The sequence below is a fragment of the Ignatzschineria sp. 22MB058224 genome (assembly GCF_058188435.1).
The window spans coordinates 680,919-703,596 of sequence record NZ_CP187366.1 but is presented as its reverse complement, the minus strand read 5'-3'; the positions used below and the strand labels follow the sequence as shown (position 1 = coordinate 703,596).

Genomic DNA, 22,678 nt, shown 5'->3' with positions numbered 1-22,678 from the left:
TTATGGCCAATCTTTCAGTTCATGCAGTTGATCACATTAATACTCCTTTAATTTTTTGATTACCAATTACTGATATAATTATAAAAATCTTGTTTTCAATAAAATAAAAGTAAATAAGGAGATTTTATGAGTTCTTATGTATTTAGAGATTCCGCAAGAACCATTACAGTACAAAGGACTGATGCTTACAAAGAAAGTAAAGATCAGAGATTTTACTGCCCCAATTTTGAGTGTGATGCACACTTATATCGTTGCGATGCAGATGGGGTTAATTCATCTTACTTTAGAGCAACTTACCCTGAACACAACCATATTTCTGGATGCCCTTTTTCTAAAACTCAATCAGTAAATAGCCCTGAACAGTTTAATGAAAACAGTTTTAATCCTAATCAATTATTAGAAAGCATGTCTAAACGATCAGGCTCCAAGAATTTAAACAAGCAACAAGACTCCAATAGAAAAAACGTTAATAATGATGAAGCTAACATTGACTGTAAAAAAGATATAAAAACTATCAAACAACTGCATGATGTATTTAGTTCATTATCAATTAGAGAAAAATACGCCAATATTGAAGTACAAAAATTATTATTAGACCAAAGAAGTGCCAATAGTCCTTTATATTCTAAGGGGCTGTTTTACACTAAGCTTGTTGAAGCAAAGATCAGAAAATCTGGCAAGCATTTTTGCAATGAAAGAAAGGCCATATACTTAGAGACGGCTGCAAGAGCTAGTTTCTACCGCAAATCAGAAAATGAATTATCGCCAATCTCTTCTATTCAGCCTTTAATTTTAGAACTAAAATTTAATAGCGCTAAAACCTACAAAGAAACACTGGCCGTTTTCCAAAACTTTAATTTTAATAAGAACCCAAAGTTGAAAGAAGAAATGCAAGAATGGTTAATTTTAGTGTATGGCAAATGGGGATACCGTCAGGGAAATTATTATGAATATTGTGACTGGAATGAAGCAAAAAAAGACCGTTGCTTCACCACAGACATTAACTCAAAGTCTCAATATAGAATCCCCCCCAATCAAAGTTAAAAAAGAATAACTCTCGGCTTATGTTTACGGCCAATCTTTCTGTTCATGAACTTGGCCATAATCAACAAACCTTAAATCACTGCCATATCAGTTTTTTTCAGACAGCAATTCTCGTGAACTAACTGCATAGGTGTATTCGTTAAATTCTACTTGAAAATAACGCTCTTTAAGCTCTTCTAAAGCTCGCTTTTCAGTGATCAGATCGGTGATTTCTGTAACAAAGATGGTTCAAAGAAGCATAACTGCCGGGAAAACCGTAATCACCATCGATAGATTGATCCCAAAGAGTTTGAGCTTAGAGATCTCTCTCGATCCTCGTAAATAACGCCGGCGATAGATCCACAACCCTAAAAAGAGTAGAAAGCCAAGGATGGCAATAAAAATAACAATAATAAAACCACCAGCAGCAGCGGAAGCGCCCATAAAGCCTCTCTTTTATAAGATCATACCGTAATAGAAATAGAATTAATAAAAATAGAATTAATCAACAATAAAGATACACTTTTCTTCAAATTGATCTGCCGGACGCCATCTAAACTGTTTATAGCGAATATTATCTATCCCAAAATCTACCATCTTCTTTCGACTATAACGCCAACCGATACAGTGATTATATGATTCATACTCTGGTTGCTGTCCGGCAATTGTTGAGCTTTGATCAACACCAATCTTTTCGAAAAATTGCTTCTCCCGCTCTTGAATAGGACCAATATAGGTTAGGTAGAAAGACTCCATCTCGGGATCATCAAACTCCATCTTCTGCAGAGCTCCGCCATGCCAACCGAGCTGACTCTGATCATTAAGATACTTCACCTTCCCTGCTGGGAAAACATAATTCGCACAAGATGAGAAGCAGTAATTCCCAACCTCAACATTCAATCGATGATTGTAAACTAACTCTCCAAGATCTAAGCCAATCTCGATATCACCGCCTCGGCTATTGATTTTAAGCATATTGATCTGAGGATCTTTTTCCAATAGCAGCGCTACTTCCCTATTTGCCTCATCACTCAAGGAACCATCATAAAAAACGGTTTTCCCTTGTTGAAAAACAGCTGTATCAGCATAAGCAAGCGATGACACTAAACTTAATATCATTGTCATAAAGAGCGTATTGGTGCGATTTGGAAATTTCATAGTGTAAAAGTATCTAAAGAAAAGAAGGAAATGATAGCCTAAAATCTAAAAGAGAGATGAAAATTATCGAACATTTGAGCTTATCTATATCGATCAATTTTAATCTCAATCCCAATTTAATGGGTGCTTATTTAGTAGTAGCTTTTAGACAGATAGGAACCACTTTATATTTAAGATATTTAAGACTCTATTTTAAATTCCTGTTTAGATATATATTATCTAAATATAATTAAAAAATGATTTTAAAGAATTTCAAAAATTATAATCTGGTAAATAGCTTTAAAGTTCTTTATAAAATAATAAAAGGATATGGTGATCAAGATGATGATGACAGTATTAGATACAACACTCCCTATTGTCGTAACGCTGTTACTAGGTTTTTTTGCTGCCTGGCATCACGATTTTACAAGTAATGATGCTCCTATTTTAAATAGAATGGTTTTAACCTATGCCGTCCCGATGGCAATTTTTGCCGGAACAATCAGTACTTCTCGCGAATATTTAATTGAAAGTCTCCCCTTATTTACAACAATTACTGCAGGTGTTGTTATTACCTATATTGTTGTCTATTTTATCTCTCGCCTCTTACTAAGATTATCCCTTAGCGCTAGCGCATTAGTAGCGGTTGCTGTTGCCGGACCTGCCGTTCCTTTTTTTGGTCCTGCAATTCTTGAAGGTGTTTTCGGCACATCTGGTGCAGTACCGATGGCTATCGGTAGTATTGTCATTAACGTTACGATCGTCCCCTTCACTGTTTATCTTTTAACGGTCGGAAAAATGAAGAGTGAGCAAGCAGAAAATGATAAAGAGATAGAAGAAGATGCCGGCTCCATATTTATTGAGCACTTAAAAGAGACTGTACAAAAACCTTTAGTATGGGCACCAATTCTTGCTGTTATTATTGTCTTTTCAGGCCTCGATCTCTCCTCTCTTTTTGGTAAATCCCTCAATTTATTGGGATCATCAGCTTCCGGAGTCGCCCTTTTTGCTTCCGGGATTATGTTAGCCGCCTACAAAATTCGATTAGATTTTTTAACGTGGTTTATTGTCATATTAAAGAATATTGCGGCACCGGCAGCGATCTATTTTGCGGCATCTGCATTAGGACTCGATCATAAAACTGTCGCTCAAGCAGTGATTACAATGGCAATTCCTGCAATGCCGATCATCGTTGTATTCGCAATCGAATATAAAGTAGCAGAAAAAAATATGCCCTCGGCACTGTTACTAAGTACCATTCTATCCCCATTAACCATCGGAGGATTTATCTATCTGTTGGCGGTATAGGCCCCTAAATATAAAAATCTATAAAGCAAGGTGATCACCTGAAGATTTTATTATAAGTATTCTAGAAGATTCATTAGCTTATATAAGTTTTCTGCTTTTATTGTCAATAATTTATACGGAATATGCTATCTTGATATTAAGAGGTAAACCTTGTTTCACTTGAAAAATGGGGGTAGTTATGATGAAAAAAGCAGTTAATACACTTTTAGTTAATAGCTTTGTGGATGGTATTTTAGATCCTAATAAACCGATGCTCGGGCCAGTTAAAGATGGAGGGCATATTGTAGCTCATACTACTCCAGGATGTTGGGGTCCAATGATAACTCCGGCACTCAAGGGTGGGCATGAAGTGACTCAACCTGTATATATCGAAGGTGCTGAGGTCGGTGATGCTATCGCAATAAAGATTCTTAATGTTGATGTTGTCTCAATGGCTACTGCTTCCGGCAGTGATGAGCCTGTAGAGGGGCGATTTAATGATGACCCCTTTGTCGCTGCAAAATGTGATTCCTGCGATACTTTAAGACCAATGACTAAAATTGAAGGGATCGGATTAGAAGCAATTCGCTGTGAGAACTGCGGAGCGAATGCAATACCTTTTCTTTTAACAAATGGTTATACAATAGTTTTTGACCATCAAAATAAGATTGGGATTACCCTCACAAAAGAGAAAGCTGAAGAGATTGCCCATCAAGCGCGTGATTATATGGGAACACCCGAAGCTTCTATCCAAAATCCTGTTGTTACTTTAGCGCCGCATGATCTTGTAGGAACTGTGGCTAGAATGCGTCCTTTCTTAGGTCAATTAGGAACAACTCCTTCAACTCCCCTGCCCGATTCCCATAATGCCGGCGATTTTGGCGCATCATTAGTGGGAGCAAGCCATGAATATGGCTTAACAGAAGAAGCGCTTAATAAGCATAAAACTGATGGGCATCTCGATATTAGTCGAGTCCGAGCAGGCGCAACACTGATCTGTCCGGTGAAAGTTCCGGGAGGAGGTGTCTATTTAGGGGATATGCACGCGATGCAAGGCGATGGAGAGATCGCAGGCCATACCACCGATGTTGCCGGCATTGCCCATCTACAAGTAGATGTTTTAAAAAATGTAACGCTTGATGGTCCTATCTTATTACCTAATCATGATGATTTACCTTATACGGCAAAATGTTTTAATGCTCATGAAAAGGCAGCGGCCGAAGCACTTGCTAAAAAATGGGATGTACCGGCATTAGAAGAGTCATATCCCGTAGCATTTATCGGCACTGGCCCAACTCTTAACCAAGCAACAGATAATGCCCTTAATCGAGCAGCAACATTATTTGATGTTCCTGTAACAGAGATTATGAATAGAGCGACCATCACCGGCTCTATTGAAATTGGCCGTAATCCTGGTGTCGTAACAGCAACATTTTTAGCGCCTAAAAAGTACTTAGAAAAAGCAGGAATATTAACGACAGTTGAAAAACAATATTTTGAGCAATCTGATTGTTAGAATCGATTTATAGTTATTGACCGGCTTACGGCTTATCAAAGCCAAAAAGAAAAAATCCAAAGTTGAAATAGACTTTGGATTTTTGTTTAAGCTGGATAATTTTGGGAGAAATCATTTAAACTCTTATTTGTCTTTATCTTACAGGACACTAATATCTTGCCTCTATCAATTGCTTTTTTATAAAGACATATAAGTTCTTGAATATCTTTATTGGATAATAAAACCTTACCATCATCTCCTATTTCTTCGTGTAATCTCTTTATTAAAAGCTTTATTTTATCCCAAAAAAATTTAGATCGTGTATTGGAAAGCCTTTCTACTAAAAAGAAAGATTGAGCAGGTGTTAAGTTAAAATTTTGTATCCTAAAAAAATAACCATCACCAAAAAAATATTTAATGGCGGACAAAATTCCATGTTGACCCTTTTCATATCTTACCGATGCTAAATAAAGATCTAAAATCTCATCTTTACTAAATATAGATAAAAGCCAATAGCTAAAATATAATTCTAGGAATTTTCTTCGTAATTTTTTCTTTGCTAAAGAAGTTTCAGCAGAATACAAAGTTCTAAATAATTGTTGGGGAATCGTAGATCCTCCAGAAAATGGACTAATATTCTTAGATATTTTAAAATATTTTTTGACCTTATCGGGAATAATCTTTCTTTTAAACAAAATAGAATAAACAACCCTCAAAAGAGATCTAATATCTGTAACATCTTCTCTCTTAATAAAGCGTCGATCCTCAATTTCGATAACTATTTTTTTGATTTCAACTAAAGAGACATTTAATCTCTTGATTTCACTAACAGCCATCATTGCCTGATATGTCTTAAAGATCATATTATGATGCAATTTATAATTTAAGATAAATGCTATTTTTTTTCCGAAAAATAGAATGAAATTTTCAAATTTATCGAATAAATTTTTTTGATAAATAAGCCAACAATATAAAAACCAACTGATAGAAATTAAAAAAGATGTAGATGTTGGTATCTTAATATTTTGCAATCCAGCTAAAAAATTACAAATATAACTATTTAAAAAAATAGCTATTAACAAGAACAATAAATTCCTGATTGAACGCTCAATACTAACTCTAGAATTAAATGCTGATTCAATAAATATTGCGAAAACTAAAGAAATGCAAAATACAATTACCCAATGTGAATTAATCCATGAGGCTGAAATAATACCTTTTTTCATAGCAAAATAGATTGATTCAAATATTACGATATACCCTACCGTAAACCACATCTGTTTTGGGGTCATTTTTTTAACCGAAAAAGCTCTATAAAAACAGAGTATCGATAGAACTATTACTAAAGTAATAACGTCGTTATTAAGGACTTTTAGTAGCTGTATTTCTTGTGTCAAAAAAAATAATAAAGAAGCACTAACTGTAGAAATTAATAAAAATATAAAATAGGAATGACTACTACCAACTCTTATTGAAAAGGGGTTAGTTGCTCCATGGACTGTCCAATTAGGTAAAATTGCACTGAAATTATCATAATCGCAATTCATCAACCCTCGAATAAGAACAACTTTTCTCCTTGAGGAAATAATAGATCGCGTTTTAGTAGCAAAATATTTTAGTGCTGTACTACTAAACAGCATTATTAATACGGTAAATAAGAGTAGTATTGAATCAATCTTGATGTAACTGAATTTGCTTACAAAACGTTTAGTGCTTTCAAGGTTAGTGATAAATAACGTTGTAAATATTGTTACTAATATTGATGAAAGGCTGACTGTATTACTAAAAAGACGTTCCTCAAGTTCTAGCTGTTTTGTTGCACTTTCATATTCTTTTAAATATATATCTCTGTTTTTATCATCAATTTTGATTTGAGAATAATCCCTAAACCAATACATCTTATCTTCCATCTTTTAAATCATTTCCTGCGTCCACTGATCAGAGATTATTTCTGTATTTTGAATAATAAGATCAACGGCACTTTTCTGCCCATCGGGAGGATAGCCGTAACGTTTTAGCGTTCTACTAACAAGAATTCTAAGTCTTGCGCGAATACTGTCTCTTTTTTGCCAATCGACAGTGACAGATCGACGGAGTTGCTCGGTGATATCTTTGGCAATTGTTTTAAGAAGCTCATCACCCATCTCTTCAACTGCAGAATCATTATTAGCTAGGGCTTGATAGAAGGCGAGTTCATCATAGGCAAGACCCAATTTTTGCCCCTCTTCCACCGCTTTAGCAAGATCTTTTGCCATAGTGATTAGCTCTTCCATTGCTTCAGCAGATTCGATGGTGCGATTATTGTAGCGAGCCATCGTCTCCTTTAAGCGATCTAGGAATTTAGATTCTTGCACCAGATTATTTTTAAAGTTTGCTTTAACTTGGTTATTGATCAATTGCTTGAGCATCTCCAAAGAGAGATTCTTATTCTTACTTTCGCGCACAGTATCAAAGAAACGCTCATCTAAAATATCGATTCGTGGATTCTCCTCGCCACAATAGTCGTAAAGATCAATAATCCCATCGGCACTAATCGCATTACGGATAATGCGCTCAAAGATCGGATCGCTATTTTGTTGACGCTTGTTGGCGGCATCTGAAGTTGCTTTGCGAATCAATTTGCCTAGTCTTTTGTAAAAAGCGATCTCTTTTTGGTAAGGCTCTACTTCCGGCATTGTGGAGCAGAGAGAGAGTGCTTTATTCACACCTAATAACGCATCTAAAAAACGTTGTTTTCCATCGCCGGCATTTTCATCTTTTTTAAGCCCTAAGATATAGTTCGCCGCATTCATCAGTAAGAAGGGAGCCGTTTCACTATCAAAACCGGCAAGATCAAATCCGGGTTGTGTCGGCGTTTTAGCAAATAGCCCTCGAATAATCTCAAGATAGCGTTCAAGCTGTTTAAAAGCTTCTTCGACATCAATGGTCGGTTTCCCCTTCCCTTTGGCGTTTGTATAGACTTTTAAAGCAGCTTCTAGCTCTTTGCCGATCCCAATATAGTCCACCACTAATCCGCCCGATTTACTCTTAAAGACGCGATTAACCCTTGCGATCGCTTGCATCAAATTATGCCCACGCATCGGCTTATCAATATAGAGCGTATGGCAAGATGGCGCATCAAAACCTGTTAACCACATATCGCAGACAATCACGAGCTTAAAAGGATCATCGGGATCTCTAAAGCGAGATTCGAGCTCCTTGCGCTCATTTTTATTGTAGAGATGTTGCTGGAACGATTGAGGATCTGAGGCACTGCCGGTCATCATGATTTTGATCTCACCTTGTTGTGGATCATCGTTATGCCAATCAGGACGAAGTTTAACAATGGCCTCATATAGCTCTACACAGATTGCCCGGCTCATTCCCACGATCATCGCTTTGCCGGGGATCTCACTCTCCTGATTACGCTGCTCAAAGTGTTGGACAATATCTTCGGCCACCATCTCAATACGGCTCGGCGCACCGACAATTTTTTCCAGTCGGCTCCATGTGGCTTTCTGCTTCTCTCGCTCCTCTAGATCGGCATCTTCTAAAATGGCCTCAAGCTCCTCCTCTTGCCGTTCAAGCTCCGCATCATCAATATTAAGGCGCGCTAAACGGGGCTCATAATAGATCGGGACAGTTGCTCCATCTTTTACCGCCGCTTCAATATCATAGACGGAGATATCCGGCCCAAATACCTGGCGCGTATCACGATCATCAACAGCAATCGGCGTACCGGTAAAACCGATAAAAGAGGCTTTTGGCAATGCATCTCGCATATGCTTAGCGTAACCATAAGTGTAGAGCCCTTGCTCATTTAAGGTAGCATTTAAACCATATTGTGTACGGTGTGCTTCATCGGAGATCACGACAATATTGCTACGATTATTGAGAACCGGATGCTCTCCTCCGATCTCTTCTGGCGCAAATTTTTGTACCGTTGTGAAGATGATTCCACCCGCTTCTCGCTCTGCTAGTAGCTGTCTTAATTGCCCTCGATTTTCTGCCTGCACTGGTTTTGAATTTGGAAATAAGGATTCAGCGCCGGCAAAGGTCGCGAAGAGCTGATCATCTAAATCATTACGATCTGTTACCACTACAATAGTCGGATTATGCATTGATGGTGTTTTGAGAAGCTTTCCGGCATAGAAACACATCGAGAGCGATTTACCTGAGCCTTGCGTATGCCAAACAACCCCAATTTTCCCATCACCAAGCTCAGGATTGCTGGCCACAACGGTGGCTTCAATGGCGTTTTGCACGGCATGGTATTGATGATAGCCGGCGATGATTTTAAAGACTGATTTTCCATCTTCTTTGAAGAGTACGAAATTTTGAAGATAATCAAGTAGCCGTTTTGGCTCAAAAAAGCCATAGATCAAGGTTTGCAATTCAAAGCTCAATTGGGGCGTATCGCTCTCTTTCTCCACCGTTCGCCAAGGCATAAAGCGGTCAAATCCGGCTGATAGAGAACCAACTCGAGCCATAAAACCATCGCTAATTATTAGCGCACCATTTGTGATAAAGAGATCTGTAATCTCCTCTTTATACGTTTGCAATTGATGGTATGCCTCTCGATTCACCGCTAAGGAATCTTTACCCTTACTGGGATTTTTCAGTTCAATAACAGCAATCGGCAAACCATTAATATAAGCAACAATATCGGGCCGGCGCACCCCTTTACTGCCGGTAATCGCAACTTGATTCGTCACTAGAAAACGGTTACTTTCCGGCATTTGAAAGTCGATGAGAAAGACACGTTCATGTTGCCGGTTGCCCTCTTCATCTTGATAAGAGACAGGAAAACCATTTTGCAGATATTCCGTCATCTGCCGGTTATTAGCAATGAGATCCGGTAATCGAGTACGAAGCAGAGAACACAATTCCTCAAAAACAGCCGACTGTTGAGCCGGCGGGAGCCAATCATTAATACGATAGAAAGCCTCTTCAATATGGGGCATTAAGAATGGATCACTATCGGATTCCCGTAGTGGACTCTCGCCATTAGGCGCAATATCAGGGCCAAAGTGATATTCCCAGCCAATCTCTCTGAACCATTCTAACGCCGTAATCTCTAACTGTTTTTCATCCATCATATCGTTATCTCTCGCTCTGCTCATTCCTTTACCGCAATGACTTAAATTAATTAATAGTCATTCTTTAATCGTTATAACTTTCTGATACACCTATTTTTTATTAGCAAGCCTTTCTAAGCTTTTATTTATGGCTTTCATTTCTTTTGTAATTCTTAATAAATATGGCTCATGAATAAGTCCTACCAGATGACTATATGGCTTAATATCTAAAAGATACTTTTCTCTGTAAGTTGTAGTTAAATCTATCGACTTCCACTCCAATATTATGTGAAAAGGATTAATAGGTTGCCTTTCAGGTAAGTCTCGTGGTGCAAAAAGTTGATATCCTACAGCAAACATCACAGATAATTTTTCACCTTGAGGAAGCAGAGTGAAAGGTCCGCGTCTTTTTATAGAATAATCATAAATAAGAGAATACTGCTCAAAATTAGTTTCATCACATACTAGTTCAATATAAAAATCTCTTGCTGCCCCCTGTCCTGTGTTCATAATTGCAATATTTATTACACTATTACCATCAGGGTGCATTTCAAAGTAAGCAACTAAATGAGGAGCTGATCCTGCTTTTCGTAATGCTCTATTTTCTTTCCACAAAAACCAGGTTAAAAGAGCTATTACTAACGTAGAAAATCCACTTACAATTGTGGCTATTGCTATCAAATAATTCATTACATAATCTCCACATTACTCACATCAATCTCGCCGGAGAGGAGTTTTGGAAGGAGTGTGTCTCGGAGTTCAGTTAATGCCAAATTAGTAATACTGTAATTTTTTATTAAATCATCTAATTTCTGAGCTTTTGAAATAAATTTATCTATCAAGTTCTGAGTGGGAAAAACACTCTTAATAGATTTTAAGTTTGATTGATTAATAGAACCAAATACTGTTCCCTCACCGTTATATCTATTTAATACATCTTGTAAAGAGTTCATCTGATAGAAAGTAAAAGTTTGTGATCCTGATTTATGTTGTAATGCAGCTAATCCTCTGCCAATACAACAATCATTTAATGCAATATTAAAATCTCCAACTGGCGCTCTTACGCTCATTAAAACATTTCCAGCTTTTGCTATTCTTTTTGGAGCGGTGGTAAATAATCGCGGTGTTGGGTATCTCCAACCAAATTCCGCTCGTCCTTGAAAGAATAACGTTCCTTCATTATTTTCGTTATACGTATCTCCTTTTGGAGATTGCCCCATCGTAATATGATATTGAGCACCTAAACTAGAAACCTCCCACCCTTTCGGGATCATTCCTAGCTCTGACTCTTCGAGGCTATCGGGGAATTGTTCGGCGATGGCTTTTAGCTCGGCGTATTCTTCCGGCGCTGTGGTTTGTAATACTTTCAATGCTTTAATCTCTTTGCCGGAGATAGCACTCATTGCCGCAAGAAGAATCCCCTCGGCATCTTGACCGGCATCTTTCGCCTTAATCTTCGCTTTCACCGGCTCAAAATCGATAAACCAACTTTTGAAAAGCGCTTGCGCCATCGCTTCTAGGGTTTCATTGATTTGGTTGTTGAGGGTGATTTTTTTGTCTAGGTCACCGAGCACTTGAGCTATTTTTCGTTGGTTTTTTAAATGAGGGATTTTTACATGAATATGTTTAAAAGTTTCTCGAGTAATTGTATCGAAAACTGCCCCATGAGTTTTTTGTTGTAATTCACTAATCTTAAATTTGACAAGGTAATATAAAAAATTATTTTCAGTAATCTCTAGTTTTGCTCGGAGACCATAGCAAGATTGATTAAATGCCATTTTTTTTGTTAATTGCGCTAAGGCTCCAACAGTTCCCCTGGCAGAAATAATTAAATCACCTTTATCTAATAATTTTGTACTACTTTTTTCTAGTCCAAGTTTAGTTATGGTTTCTGTACTTTCATTAACAAATCTCTCATTGTTATTAAAGTCAACAACAGAAAGCCATGGTATCTCTCCATTCCAATATGTTGGTTCGCTTCTCTTGGGAGTTCCCCCACCTATAATTTCTAAGATATCTGATAGTTTATAGGAATTAAAATCCATACCCAATCCCCCGCAAATTCTTACGAATCGCTGTTTCTAATTCGGCGCTTTCGGCAAATTGTGCTTTGAGGGTTTCGGTTAAGCGAGCCATTTTCTCGGCGAAGGGCTCGCCATCATCTTCCACCTCTTCTGCCCCTACATAACGCCCCGGCGTAAGAACGAAATCATTCTTGGCAATTTCGGCAAGATCAGCGGAGTAACAGAAACCAGGGATATCTTCATATTGATCGATCTGCGCTTGCCAAGCGTGGAAAGTATCGGCAATGTGCGCAATATCTTCGGCGCTGAAATCTCGCTGAACACGATCTTTCATATAGCCGATATTACGGGCATCAATAAAGAGCGTTTTCCCTCGGCGATCTTTACGATTGCGCGTAGGCTGATCCCCTTTATCTCGGGTTAAGAACCAGATACACGCCGGAATTTGCGTATTGGTAAAGAGTTGCCCCGGCAATGCCACCATACATTCTACGAGATCCGCTTCTACAATCTTTTGTCGAATATCACCCTCGCCACTGGTCATCGAACTCATAGAACCATTGGCAAGGAGTAACGCCATGGAACCTTCCGGCGCAAGGTGATAGATCATATGTTGAAGCCAAGCAAAGTTCGCATTGCCGGCAGGAGGTGTACCAAATTGCCAACGACGGTCATTTTGCAAAGATTCGTGCCACCAATCCTTTAGATTAAAAGGGGGATTGGCCATAATGTAATCGGCTTTCAGATCCGGATGCTGATTATTGGTAAAGGTATCGGCATTTTGTTTACCAAAATTAAAATCAATCCCGCGAATGGCAAGGTTCATCGCCGCTAATTTCCAAGTGGTCGGGTTGCTCTCTTGCCCATAGATAGAGATATTCTCTTTACGAATTTTACGATTATTGTGAGTGCGATCGGCATGCTCTTCAATAAAGCGCATATTACTTACAAAGAAACCGCCAGAACCCATTGCCGGGTCATAGACACGTCCTTCAAATGGTTCGAGCATCTCAATAATCAACGTCACAATCGATTTCGGCGTATAGTATTGCCCGCCTTGCTTTCCTTCCGCTAAAGCAAATTCACCGAGGAAATATTCATAAACATGGCCGAGGATATCGTGACTAGAGAGATTGAGCTTCTTCCCCTTATATTCAGGATGATTAAAATCGGTCAAAGAGAAAGCGGTAATTAATTCTGCTAATTTATCATCACTTAACTGATAACCTGAGATACGATTTAAGATGCCTTTAAGCTTCTGATTCGCCTCTTCGATCTCATCAAAAGCATTATCTACGAGACGATTGACCGAACTGATGGTCCGTTCTTTGCCGGCATCATTGACCAATTTTTGGGGAAATGGCAACACAGAGTGCTCCTTGAGAAACTCCCAACGAGCATTACGCGGTACCCAGAAGATATTCTTCTCAATATAATAATCGCGCTCTTCCAACTCTTCGAGCAATTCAGTTTCTGTTGCACCTTCAAGATAGTAGATAGAATCAGGATCTTTAAACTCTTGAATTAATATCTCTCGGCGATGATTAAAACTATCGGAGATATATTTTAAGAAAATCAAGCCCAACACAATATGCTTATAATTAGCAGCATCTAAGCTACTACGTAATTTATCTGCAGATTCCCAAAGACGTTTGTCTAGGTCACTTAAAAAGGCTTGTTCTAATTTTTGTTGATCCATCTAACGTTACAACTCCCAAATTAATTATCTATTTACTAGTTTTATATAATGTTTTATTCATTTTATAGATAATATCCCCTTCTACCCTATTTTTCTACTTTTTAACTGATAAAAGCTCATCTTGAAAATCGGTAGTTGAGAGCTAGAAAAATTTTTATAATCCCCCCCAAAAAAACAAAAAGCCGGCGCTATGCCGGCAATTGAATGGATACTCCCATTAAGGTTTATTGTTTTTAAGAGATGTGATTATGAGTAGTGATACAGATTTTCACATTTTTTTATACCTTGGGAGAAAGTGATCCTCAATGAGTAGGATGAATTGTGATGGAATTCACCAATAAGGATATTGGGCACTTTAGCCCTTTCTGTAAAATAGCATCCATTAGAACACATAAAATATGTGCTGTTTGGGTCTAGTGAAACTACCGTACAGAACAACAAATCATAACAAAAATTGTCACAGGTAGCGGAAAATTTTTTTCATTTATTGGTATAAGTTGACATACATCATAATTTCTTTATTTAAGGTAAATATCCCTAAAAATAGCGCAAAAGGAGCTAAAACAATATAAAAACTTATCTCTAATTGTTATATATTGTTAATTAGATAACACCTTCATCCATTTAGTGCGGAGTTTAAGATGAAATATAATAGAGATATTCTTTTTATTAATGATTTTTCCGATTATAGCGATCATCCTTCCCCTAGACTCAATGAGCGATTGAACGAGTTACAGAGCGCTTTAAGTGTTTTAGGGTATCAATTTACAGTGGTTGATTCTCTACCACAGGCAACCGCAATGGTTGCAGAGACGCCTCATTTTGGAGGTGTTGGACTCTTCTGGAGTGGTAAAGAGACAGATGGCGCTGATGCGCTACACTTTTTAACCACTTTTCGCGCTAGAAATCCGGAAACGCCCATCTTTCTCCTCTCGGTTGAATCGATTACTCATAATCTGCCGATCGATCTTCTTAGAGAGATGAAGGAGTATATCTATCTCTATTCAGAAACTCCCACCTTTTTAGCCAATCGTATCGATCGAGCGATTCGTCGCCACTATGAAGCGATGCTGCCACCCTACTTTAAGACTTTAAAAGAGTTTACCGAAGATGGTGATTACTATTGGGATTGCCCAGGTCACATGGGAGGAATGGCATATCTAAAGCATCCTGTTGGCGCAGAGTTTTTTAAATTTTATGGGGAGAATATGTTCCGCTCCGATATTGGTGTCGCTACGGCGGAGATGGGAGATTATCTCATTCATGAAGGGCCGCCGAAAAAGTCGGAAGCGATTGCGGCAAAAGAGTTTGGAGCTGATTGGACTTTCTATGGTGTCGGAGGCTCTTCTACCTCCAATAGAATTGTGGCGCAAGGTGCCGTAGGTGCTAATGAGATGGTGGCAGTAGATCGCAACTGTCATAAATCGATCAATCACGCATTAACACTCTCTCAGGCGCGTCCTGTCTATCTTCAACCGACTCGAAATGGCTTCGGTCTGATCGGCCCAATTCCGACAAAAAGATTAACCAAAGATCATATCGATAGCTTAATTGCCGCAAGTCCTTTAACAAAGGATGCTATCTCACCGGCGCCCACTTATGCCGTTGTCACGAACTGTACTTATGATGGCTTCTGCTACAACGTTAAAGATGTGGTCTCTCATCTTGGCGAATCGGTCCCGCGTATCCATTTTGATGAGGCTTGGTACGCCTATGCAAAGTTTCATCCTCTCTATAAGGCACGTTTTGCGATGGATGTTGAAGATAATGATCCCCATCGACCGACAATATTTGCTGTACAATCGACCCACAAGATGTTGCCGGCACTCTCTATGGCGTCGATGATCCATGTGAAGAAGAGTGAGCGAGCGCCACTCAATTTTGAAGACTTTAATGATGCCTTTATGATGCATGGCACCACTTCGCCCTACTATCCGATCATTGCATCGATCGATGTTGCCGTTAATATGATGAGTGGTCAATCGGGCTACTCCCTAGTACAAGAGTCACTAGAAGAGGCGATCGCTTTCCGAAAATCGATTGTCTCTATTAAACGCCGACTGCAGGAGGAAGAGGGAGAAGAATCTTGGTTCTTCGATCTGCTCCAACCGCGCGAAATATACTCTGAGAAAGAGAATCGTTATTATAGCTTTGAAGAGGCGCCGATAGAGCTTTTAACTCATGATCCCCGCGCTTGGCAACTGCGTGCAGGTGAAGATTGGCATGGTTTTAGCGATAAAGATTTAGCCGATACCGATAGTATGCTCGATCCTGTAAAAGTGACCATCACCTGCCCCGGCATTACGGCACAAGGGATCTATGAAGAGAGAGGAATTCCAGGCTATATTATGACTCGCTTCCTCGATGATCGCCGGATTGAGATTGCACGAACTGGTGATTATACCCTCTTAATTCTCTTCTCTGTCGGGACAACAAAAGGAAAATGGGGAACCTTAGTGGAAGCTCTACTTGAATTTAAGAAGCTCTATGACAATGACACTCTCGCGATTGAGGCGATTCCTTCTCTCGCAGCAGAAGGGGATCACTATCGTAATATCACACTCAAAGCACTCTGCCAAAAGATGCATGAGATGATGAAATCAAAAGAGATGATGTTGAAGATCAATAATGCCGTCAATAGTGCGCCTATTGCCGAGTTAACGCCGGCAGAAGCCTTCCAGAAAGTGGTTCGTTATCAGACTGAGGTAGTGAAGCTCGATGACTTTAGAGGTCGAATTTCCGCAACAATGGTAACCCCTTACCCACCTGGAATTCCAGTCTTAATGCCGGGTGAACGACTCTCTGAAGAGGATACCGGCGTAATTGCTTACCTTAAAGCGTTGCAAGAATTTGATAAAGCATTCCCCGGATTTGAGCATGAGCTACAAGGGGTACATATCGATGAAGCAGGCGACTTCTGGGTTCGAGCAATTGTTGAGGAAGAGCGAGCACCTGCGCCACCGAAGGTGAAATTTAGAAAACAGCGCTCTCATGCCATCCGTACAGCACGCGGTTAAAGGAGATTAATCATGAAAAAGCATGCAACAGAAGCACCGAAGCCTGCTTCTAAACTTGGCTTCTTTGCCCTTATCGCGATTGTGGTCGGATCGATGCTCGGTGGTGGCGTCTACAGCTTACCCCAAAACACCTCGCTCCACTCCGCTGTTGGCCCCATTATTATTGCTTGGCTGATCGCCGGCTTTGGCGTCTACTTTATCGCTAACTCCTTCCGTATTCTCTCTGATATTCGTCCCGATCTAAAATCGGGCGTCTATATGTATGCACGTGAAGGTTTCGGCCCCTTTATCGGCTTTATCGTCGCTTGGGGCTACTGGCTCATGACCGCTTTTGGGAATGTCGCGTTTGCCGTTATCTTGATGGATGCAATGAACTATATCTTCCCGGGGAAATTTACCGGGGGGAATAACCTCAACTCCATTATCTTCGGCTCCATTTTGATCTGGCTCTACTACTTCTTAGTCCTTCGTGGCATCAAGACAGCGAGCTTTATCAATATGGTCGGGACGATGAGTAACCTTATCCCCTTAACGCTCTTTATCATTATTATGCTCTTCTTCTTTAAGTTCAGCCATTTTACGGAGAACTTCTGGGGTCATAGTGCGCCGGCCCCCAGTGAGGATCTTGGCTCTATTCCTAAGCAGATTATGTCACCAATGTTAGTGGCCTTATGGTGCTTTATCGGCGTTGAAGGGGCTGTGGTTCTCTCAGGCCGAGCGAAAAATCCTGCCGATGTCGGGAAAGCTACTTTAATCGGCTTTTTAGTGGTATTAACGATCTATATTCTGCTCTCGATCCTTCCCTTTGGTTTTATGGCGCAACATGAGATTGCAGAAGTTCCCAATCCTTCCACTGCCGGCGTATTGGGTAAAGCTGTTGGCAATTGGGGTCAATGGTTGATGAATATTGGGCTGATGATCTCCGTTCTTGTCGGCTGGCTCTCTTGGACACTCCTCTGCGCAGAAGTCCCGATGGCAGCGGCACAAAATGGAACCTTCCCTTCGCTCTTTGCCAAGCAGAATAAGAATCAGACCCCATCATTCTCACTGCTCGTCAGTAGCATCATTATGCAGGCGGCGATGTTATTGGTCTATTTCTCCAATAATGCGTGGCAAACAATGCTCAGTATCTCTAGCCTTATTATGTTGCCGGCCTATCTTGGGACTACGCTCTTCCTCTTTAAGCTCTGCACGCAAAAAGAGTATGAAAAGTATGCAAAAAAAGGGAAAACGCTTGCCTATTTAAGTGGTTTGATCGGTTTTCTCTTTGGCCTTTTTATGTTCTATGCCGGCGGTATTCAATATGTGGTAATGGTTCCCGTCCTCTTAGCATTGGGAATTCCGGTATTTATCTGGTCTCGCTGGGAGAAGAGAGATGGTGCGCCGATCTTTCAAAAACTGGAAGTGCTCTATCTTCTGATCCTTCTGCTATTAGCGATTGCCGGCATAATCTCCGTCTGGGGAGGTTGGGTAAAACTGTAATAATCTGACTAATAATGAGCCGCTATAAAACTCGTAGAGGGTTTACTTCTACGAGTTTTATAATTTTTTCTCGCTTAAAAACAAAATTTATATCGAATTTTCACAAAAAAAGATATATTTTATAAAACTTAGAGCTTTAAGATCGGTTCAATACCAGTTTCATTAAATAATAGAATGGATTAGAGCGATAACAAATATTTTCTATTGCTCAATAACAGTATAATTAAAGGGCACTTTGAAAGTTGTAAAGTTTACAATATCACTGTTATCCTCTATTCTTTTCATTTTTATATTTATCAATATTGATAAATAAGAGGAGGCAATTGTGTCGCAAAATACCGTCACACCAACTAAACAACGACGATTTAAACTCCCCAATTTAGGCGTTCAGATTCTTATCGCGCTAGTTTTAGGGATCATTGCTGGTGCATTTCTTCATGACCATGAAGCAAAACAATGGGTTATTGATAATATATTCAATCCCGCAGGACAGATCTTAATTATCATGATTAAGATGATTGTGGTTCCGATTGTTGTATCAACATTAACCGTCGGTATTGCAGGCGGTGAAAATAGTAAAGAGCTCGGTAAAATGGGCTTAAAAACGATTGTCTATTTTGAGATTATCACTACTATTGCGATCTTAGTAGGGATTTTAGCCGCAAACATTTTCCATCCTGGTTCTGGGTTAAATATATCAAACTTGGCACAAACGGATATTAGTAAATATAGTGATACAATCTCGAATATTAATGAATCAACGACTAGTCCTTTTGTAAATACGATACTATCAATCTTCCCTAGTAATATCTTTGCGGCGATGTCGGATAATCATAGTATGCTAGCGGTGATCTTTTTTTCTGTCTTATTTGGCTTAGGATTAGGTTCATTACCTACTGAACAAAAAATGCCGGTCATCCAAGTACTCAAAGGGATTTCGGGCGCAATGTTTAAAGTCACCAATATGATTATGAAATATGCCCCTATCGGTGTATTTGCACTTATTGCAACAACTGTTGCAAGTTTTGGATTCGAATCACTCTATCCACTTTTAAACTTAGTGCTTGTCGTGTATGGAACAATTATATTTTTTGCGGTTGTGGTATTAGGTATTGTTGCGTATCTTTTTAAAATTAATATCTTTACGCTCTTTAAGATTCTGAAAGATGAATTGATTCTTGCATATACTACGGCAAGTTCTGAGACCGTTCTTCCAAGAATCATGGAAAAAATGGAACTGTATGGAGCACCACCACAAGTAACGGGGTTTGTTATTCCTATTGGTTATTCATTTAACCTTGATGGTTCAACGCTTTACCAAAGTATCGCGGCAATTTTCTTGGCACAAATTTCTGGTGTAGATCTCTCTATTTTGGATCAAATTATTCTTGTTGTGACGTTAATGCTCACATCAAAAGGAATTGCTGGTGTGCCAGGCGTATCGATTGTTGTACTATTAGCAACGATTGGAACTGTTGGTATTCCGCTCGAAAGTGTTGCTTATATTATCGGTATTGATCGCATTTTGGATATGGCGCGCACTGCGCTTAATGTTGTGGGGAATGCTTTAGCGGCGCTTGTAATTGCAAAATGGGAAGGATCGTTTGATCAATCAAAGGCAGATAGCTATTTTGACGTGAATAAAAATATCTAGTCTTGCTTTTTATATATATAAAATGAACTCCAAAAGATTAAATTCTTTTGGAGTTTTTTATGCTTATTAGTTCATAAATACGATCATTCATTAAAGATTTTCATCACTTTAGAAAAAATAAATTATTCGCATTTTTTTGTTTAGTTTTTATGAATGGCTCGTTATGATACGTACAGATATCAGAATCACCTTTATATTTTTAACTATATTCTAAATGAGAAATGATGATGCTTTTACCGATTGATACTATTGCCGAAAAAATCAATATCCCTATAAAAACACTGACTCATTATGGTAACTATGCTGCAAAAGTAAGCCTTCAAAATTTGGTAAATAAATCCCTAACAGGCGATTTGATTCTAGTAACAAGCACGACTCCAACGCCACAAGGAGAGGGTAAAACGGTAACGACTATTGGTATTAGTGAGGCATTAAATTATAACGGTCATAAAGCAATCGCCTGCATTCGTCAGCCAAGTCTTGGTCCCATTTTTGGACAAAAAGGTGGAGCAGCAGGCGGTGGCCAAGCAGAAGTTGTACCGATGGAACAATTGAATTTACATCTTTCTGGTGATATTCATGCACTAAGCTCTGCGCATAATTTAGCAGCAGCTGCATTAGATGCGCGTTTATATCATGAGACACGTTTAGGTGAAAAATTCACGCAGCGAAGTGGGCTTCCAAGGCTCAATATTGATCCGAACCGTATTTTATGGTCACGAGTTGTTGATCATAATGATCGGGCGCTTCGTGAGGTAGCTGTTGGAAAAATGGGTTTCCAAACTGCTTACATGCATGAGAGCAGTTTTGAGATCACCGCAGCATCAGAGTTAATGGCGATTTTAGCATTAAGTAATGATCTATTTGATCTTCGTAAACGGATCGGGCGTGTTGTTCTTGCTTACGATTTTTCAGGCAATGAAATTACTGCCGATGATTTAGAGGTTGCGGGCGCCATGACGGCTATTTTACAAAAAGCTATTGAACCAACGCTCATGCAGACCGTTGAAAATACGCCAGTACTAATTCATGCAGGCCCTTTTGCTAACATTGCGCATGGAAATTCTTCCATTATTGCAGATCAAATTGGGCTGTCTCATGCTGATTATGTTGTCACAGAAGCGGGATTTGCATCAGATATGGGGATGGAAAAATTTTTCAACATTAAAGCGCGTCAAAGTGGAATCTTCCCTAAATGTGTTGTCGTTGTTAGTACCGTCAAAAGTATTAAATCTAATTCAACGCTAGGGGAATATGCCTCAGAAACGGATAAACTTCATTCAGGAATTGCTAATTTAGGTTGGCATATTCAAAATGCTAAACGTTACAATATTCCTGTTATTGTAGCGATTAATCAGTTTCCAGACGATACCAATTTAGAAATGGACTTTATCCGCCAATATGCGCTTGAACAGGGAGCTTATGACTGTGAAGTAAGCCGTGCTTTTGTTGAAGGTGGAAAAGGAGCCAGCCTTCTTGCGGAAAAGATCGTTAAAGCGTGCAAGCTAAATGCGGAGGCAACCCTTCTATATGATGATGCTCTTCCACTTAAGGATAAAATAGCAACCGTTGCTGCTACATATGGGGCAAAAGCAATTGAGTATTCTAAAGAATCAGAAGCGATACTTCAAAAATTGACTAAAAATGGTTATGGGCACTTCCCTATTTGTATCGCTAAAACACCACAATCTATTAGCCATGATCCAAATATCAAAAATGTTCCAGAGCCATTTATACTGCCTGTGCAAGAAATTCAATTAGCAAAAGGCGCTGGCTTTGTAAAAGTTCTACTTGGCGATATTATGACCATGCCAGGACTGGGTCTTAAGCCGGCCTATCGTCATATCGATATTGATGAAAATGGTAATATTATCGGATTATAGATAAGATGAAGTGTCTGATAGTGGAAGGAGGATCGATATGTGTCAACTTTTAGGAATGAATTGTAATACTCCCACAGATATTACCTTCTCCTTCGAAGGGTTTCGCCGTCGAGGAGGCGTTACTGATCAACATGTTGATGGTTTTGGCATTGCATTTTTTGAAGGAAAGGGAATTCGAATTTACCAAGACGATACACCCTGTGCTTCATCGCCTGTTGCTGAAATGATTCAATCGTATGACATTAAATCTAAAAATGTTATTGCACATATTCGTAAGGCTTCTAGCGGACAGGTAAGCTTAGCGAACACACACCCTTTTATGCGTGAATTATGGGGTGAATATTGGCTTTTTGCACATAATGGGCACTTAACAGAACTTGAAAAATTATTGAAAAATAGTGATACAACAAACGATTACTATCGAGCAGTTGGAAATACCGACTCAGAGCAAGTTTTTTGTTTTATCTTAAATGAGCTTCGCAAAAAATTTCCTATAAAACCTGAGAAAGATCTGCTTTTTAAAGCAATACAGACATTGACGCAAAAAATCCGAGTACATGGTATTTTTAATTATATATTGAGCAATGGTGAATGGATGATCGCTCATGCGACAACACTTTTGCATTATATTATTCGACAAGCACCTTTTGGCGAAGCTCATCTTATCGATGATGATGTTTCTATCGACTTCGCTTCCGTGACTACTGCGCAAGATCGCGTTGCTGTAATTGCTACATTGCCTCTAACAGCCAATGAAACATGGCATCAATTATCTCGAAATGAACTGTTAATGTTTAAAGATGGGGAAATTATTGCAAAAGATAGCCCCAATGAGGGTGAGGTAATGGCGATTGAGGAAGCATTAGCCCTTGCGAAGGCCGTAGGAGCAGCGCCAGAAAGTGTGTTGTAAAACAAAAAAG

At 39.2% G+C, this 22,678-nt stretch carries 15 protein-coding genes; 8 read left to right on the top strand and 7 right to left on the bottom strand.

Annotation, left to right across the window (positions count from 1 at the left end; all coding sequences use genetic code 11):
* The first annotated feature begins 126 nt into the window (after positions 1-126).
* Entirely contained in the window at positions 127-1,044 is a 918-nt protein-coding gene (locus tag ACPF7B_RS02850) for a hypothetical protein (RefSeq protein WP_490506128.1), read from the top strand.
* 228 nt (positions 1,045-1,272) lie between these two features.
* On the opposite strand, the gene ACPF7B_RS02845 is transcribed toward ACPF7B_RS02850, so the two are convergent.
* Both ACPF7B_RS02845 and ACPF7B_RS02840 read right to left on the bottom strand, forming a co-directional pair.
* On the bottom strand, positions 1,273-1,467 hold the full coding sequence (locus tag ACPF7B_RS02845; RefSeq protein WP_490506127.1) for a hypothetical protein: 195 nt from the start codon (positions 1,465-1,467) through the stop codon (positions 1,273-1,275).
* A gap of 57 nt (positions 1,468-1,524) precedes the next feature.
* Entirely contained in the window at positions 1,525-2,181 is a 657-nt protein-coding gene (locus ACPF7B_RS02840) for a hypothetical protein (RefSeq protein ID WP_490506126.1), read from the bottom strand.
* Between the two features lie 321 nt (positions 2,182-2,502).
* Here ACPF7B_RS02840 and ACPF7B_RS02835 point away from each other — a divergent pair, with 321 nt between their 5' ends.
* Together ACPF7B_RS02835 and ACPF7B_RS02830 are read left to right on the top strand one after the other, a co-directional pair.
* On the top strand, positions 2,503-3,468 hold the full coding sequence (locus ACPF7B_RS02835) for an AEC family transporter (protein WP_490506125.1): 966 nt from the start codon (positions 2,503-2,505) through the stop codon (positions 3,466-3,468).
* 178 nt (positions 3,469-3,646) lie between these two features.
* The gene (locus ACPF7B_RS02830; protein ID WP_490506124.1) at positions 3,647-4,963 is read left to right on the top strand and encodes an acetamidase/formamidase family protein; all 1,317 of its coding nucleotides are present in this window, start codon (positions 3,647-3,649) and stop codon (positions 4,961-4,963) included.
* Positions 4,964-5,049: 86 nt separating this feature from the next.
* Here the strand turns inward: ACPF7B_RS02830 and ACPF7B_RS02825 are convergent, their stop codons facing one another.
* The 5 genes from ACPF7B_RS02825 to ACPF7B_RS02805 all read right to left on the bottom strand — a co-directional run bounded on the left by ACPF7B_RS02825 (position 5,050) and on the right by ACPF7B_RS02805 (position 13,722).
* Positions 5,050-6,852 carry a transglycosylase domain-containing protein gene (locus ACPF7B_RS02825; RefSeq protein ID WP_490506123.1) on the bottom strand — a complete coding sequence of 601 codons (1,803 nt, stop codon included), beginning with the start codon at positions 6,850-6,852 and terminating at the stop codon, positions 5,050-5,052.
* Positions 6,853-6,855: 3 nt separating this feature from the next.
* Complete coding sequence (locus ACPF7B_RS02820; RefSeq protein ID WP_490506486.1) at positions 6,856-10,017, bottom strand: type I restriction endonuclease subunit R; 3,162 nt, start codon at positions 10,015-10,017, stop codon at positions 6,856-6,858.
* A 93-nt stretch (positions 10,018-10,110) separates the two neighbouring features.
* Positions 10,111-10,689: a DUF8453 domain-containing protein gene (locus ACPF7B_RS02815; RefSeq protein WP_490506122.1), complete on the bottom strand. Its 579-nt coding sequence runs from the start codon at positions 10,687-10,689 to the stop codon at positions 10,111-10,113.
* The gene (locus ACPF7B_RS02810) at positions 10,689-12,044 is read right to left on the bottom strand and encodes a restriction endonuclease subunit S (protein ID WP_490506121.1); all 1,356 of its coding nucleotides are present in this window, start codon (positions 12,042-12,044) and stop codon (positions 10,689-10,691) included. Before ACPF7B_RS02810 ends, ACPF7B_RS02815 begins: the two co-directional genes overlap by 1 nt.
* Positions 12,034-13,722, bottom strand: coding sequence for a class I SAM-dependent DNA methyltransferase (locus ACPF7B_RS02805; protein WP_490506120.1), 1,689 nt, complete (start codon positions 13,720-13,722; stop codon positions 12,034-12,036). The genes ACPF7B_RS02810 and ACPF7B_RS02805 overlap by 11 nt, the downstream gene beginning before the upstream one ends.
* 641 nt (positions 13,723-14,363) lie before the next feature.
* Between ACPF7B_RS02805 and ACPF7B_RS02800 the strand changes: the two genes are divergently transcribed.
* From ACPF7B_RS02800 to ACPF7B_RS02780, 5 genes are all read left to right on the top strand, one after another.
* Positions 14,364-16,739: an Orn/Lys/Arg family decarboxylase gene (locus tag ACPF7B_RS02800; RefSeq protein WP_490506119.1), complete on the top strand. Its 2,376-nt coding sequence runs from the start codon at positions 14,364-14,366 to the stop codon at positions 16,737-16,739.
* A gap of 12 nt (positions 16,740-16,751) precedes the next feature.
* The gene (locus ACPF7B_RS02795) at positions 16,752-18,221 is read left to right on the top strand and encodes a basic amino acid/polyamine antiporter (protein WP_490506118.1); all 1,470 of its coding nucleotides are present in this window, start codon (positions 16,752-16,754) and stop codon (positions 18,219-18,221) included.
* A gap of 325 nt (positions 18,222-18,546) precedes the next feature.
* A complete protein-coding gene (gltP, locus tag ACPF7B_RS02790) occupies positions 18,547-19,875 on the top strand; it encodes a glutamate/aspartate:proton symporter GltP (protein ID WP_490506117.1) in 1,329 nt (442 codons plus the stop codon).
* 221 nt (positions 19,876-20,096) lie between these two features.
* A complete protein-coding gene (locus ACPF7B_RS02785) occupies positions 20,097-21,758 on the top strand; it encodes a formate--tetrahydrofolate ligase (protein WP_490506116.1) in 1,662 nt (553 codons plus the stop codon).
* A 37-nt stretch (positions 21,759-21,795) separates the two neighbouring features.
* Positions 21,796-22,668 (top strand): class II glutamine amidotransferase, encoded by an 873-nt coding sequence (locus ACPF7B_RS02780; protein ID WP_490506115.1) that lies wholly within the window; start codon positions 21,796-21,798, stop codon positions 22,666-22,668.
* Positions 22,669-22,678 lie beyond the last annotated feature (10 nt).

Coding starts and splice junctions, on each gene's coding strand:
- ACPF7B_RS02785 (WP_490506116.1), top strand. CDS start 20,097: ATGATGATGCTTTTACCGATTGATACTATTGCCGAAAAAATCAATATC.
- ACPF7B_RS02825 (WP_490506123.1), bottom strand. CDS start 6,852: ATGGAAGATAAGATGTATTGGTTTAGGGATTATTCTCAAATCAAAATT.
- ACPF7B_RS02835 (WP_490506125.1), top strand. CDS start 2,503: ATGATGATGACAGTATTAGATACAACACTCCCTATTGTCGTAACGCTG.
- ACPF7B_RS02820 (WP_490506486.1), bottom strand. CDS start 10,017: ATGGATGAAAAACAGTTAGAGATTACGGCGTTAGAATGGTTCAGAGAG.
- ACPF7B_RS02840 (WP_490506126.1), bottom strand. CDS start 2,181: ATGAAATTTCCAAATCGCACCAATACGCTCTTTATGACAATGATATTA.
- ACPF7B_RS02780 (WP_490506115.1), top strand. CDS start 21,796: ATGTGTCAACTTTTAGGAATGAATTGTAATACTCCCACAGATATTACC.
- ACPF7B_RS02815 (WP_490506122.1), bottom strand. CDS start 10,689: ATGAATTATTTGATAGCAATAGCCACAATTGTAAGTGGATTTTCTACG.
- ACPF7B_RS02850 (WP_490506128.1), top strand. CDS start 127: ATGAGTTCTTATGTATTTAGAGATTCCGCAAGAACCATTACAGTACAA.
- ACPF7B_RS02795 (WP_490506118.1), top strand. CDS start 16,752: ATGAAAAAGCATGCAACAGAAGCACCGAAGCCTGCTTCTAAACTTGGC.
- ACPF7B_RS02830 (WP_490506124.1), top strand. CDS start 3,647: ATGATGAAAAAAGCAGTTAATACACTTTTAGTTAATAGCTTTGTGGAT.
- ACPF7B_RS02805 (WP_490506120.1), bottom strand. CDS start 13,722: ATGGATCAACAAAAATTAGAACAAGCCTTTTTAAGTGACCTAGACAAA.
- ACPF7B_RS02845 (WP_490506127.1), bottom strand. CDS start 1,467: ATGGGCGCTTCCGCTGCTGCTGGTGGTTTTATTATTGTTATTTTTATT.
- ACPF7B_RS02800 (WP_490506119.1), top strand. CDS start 14,364: ATGAAATATAATAGAGATATTCTTTTTATTAATGATTTTTCCGATTAT.
- ACPF7B_RS02810 (WP_490506121.1), bottom strand. CDS start 12,044: ATGGATTTTAATTCCTATAAACTATCAGATATCTTAGAAATTATAGGT.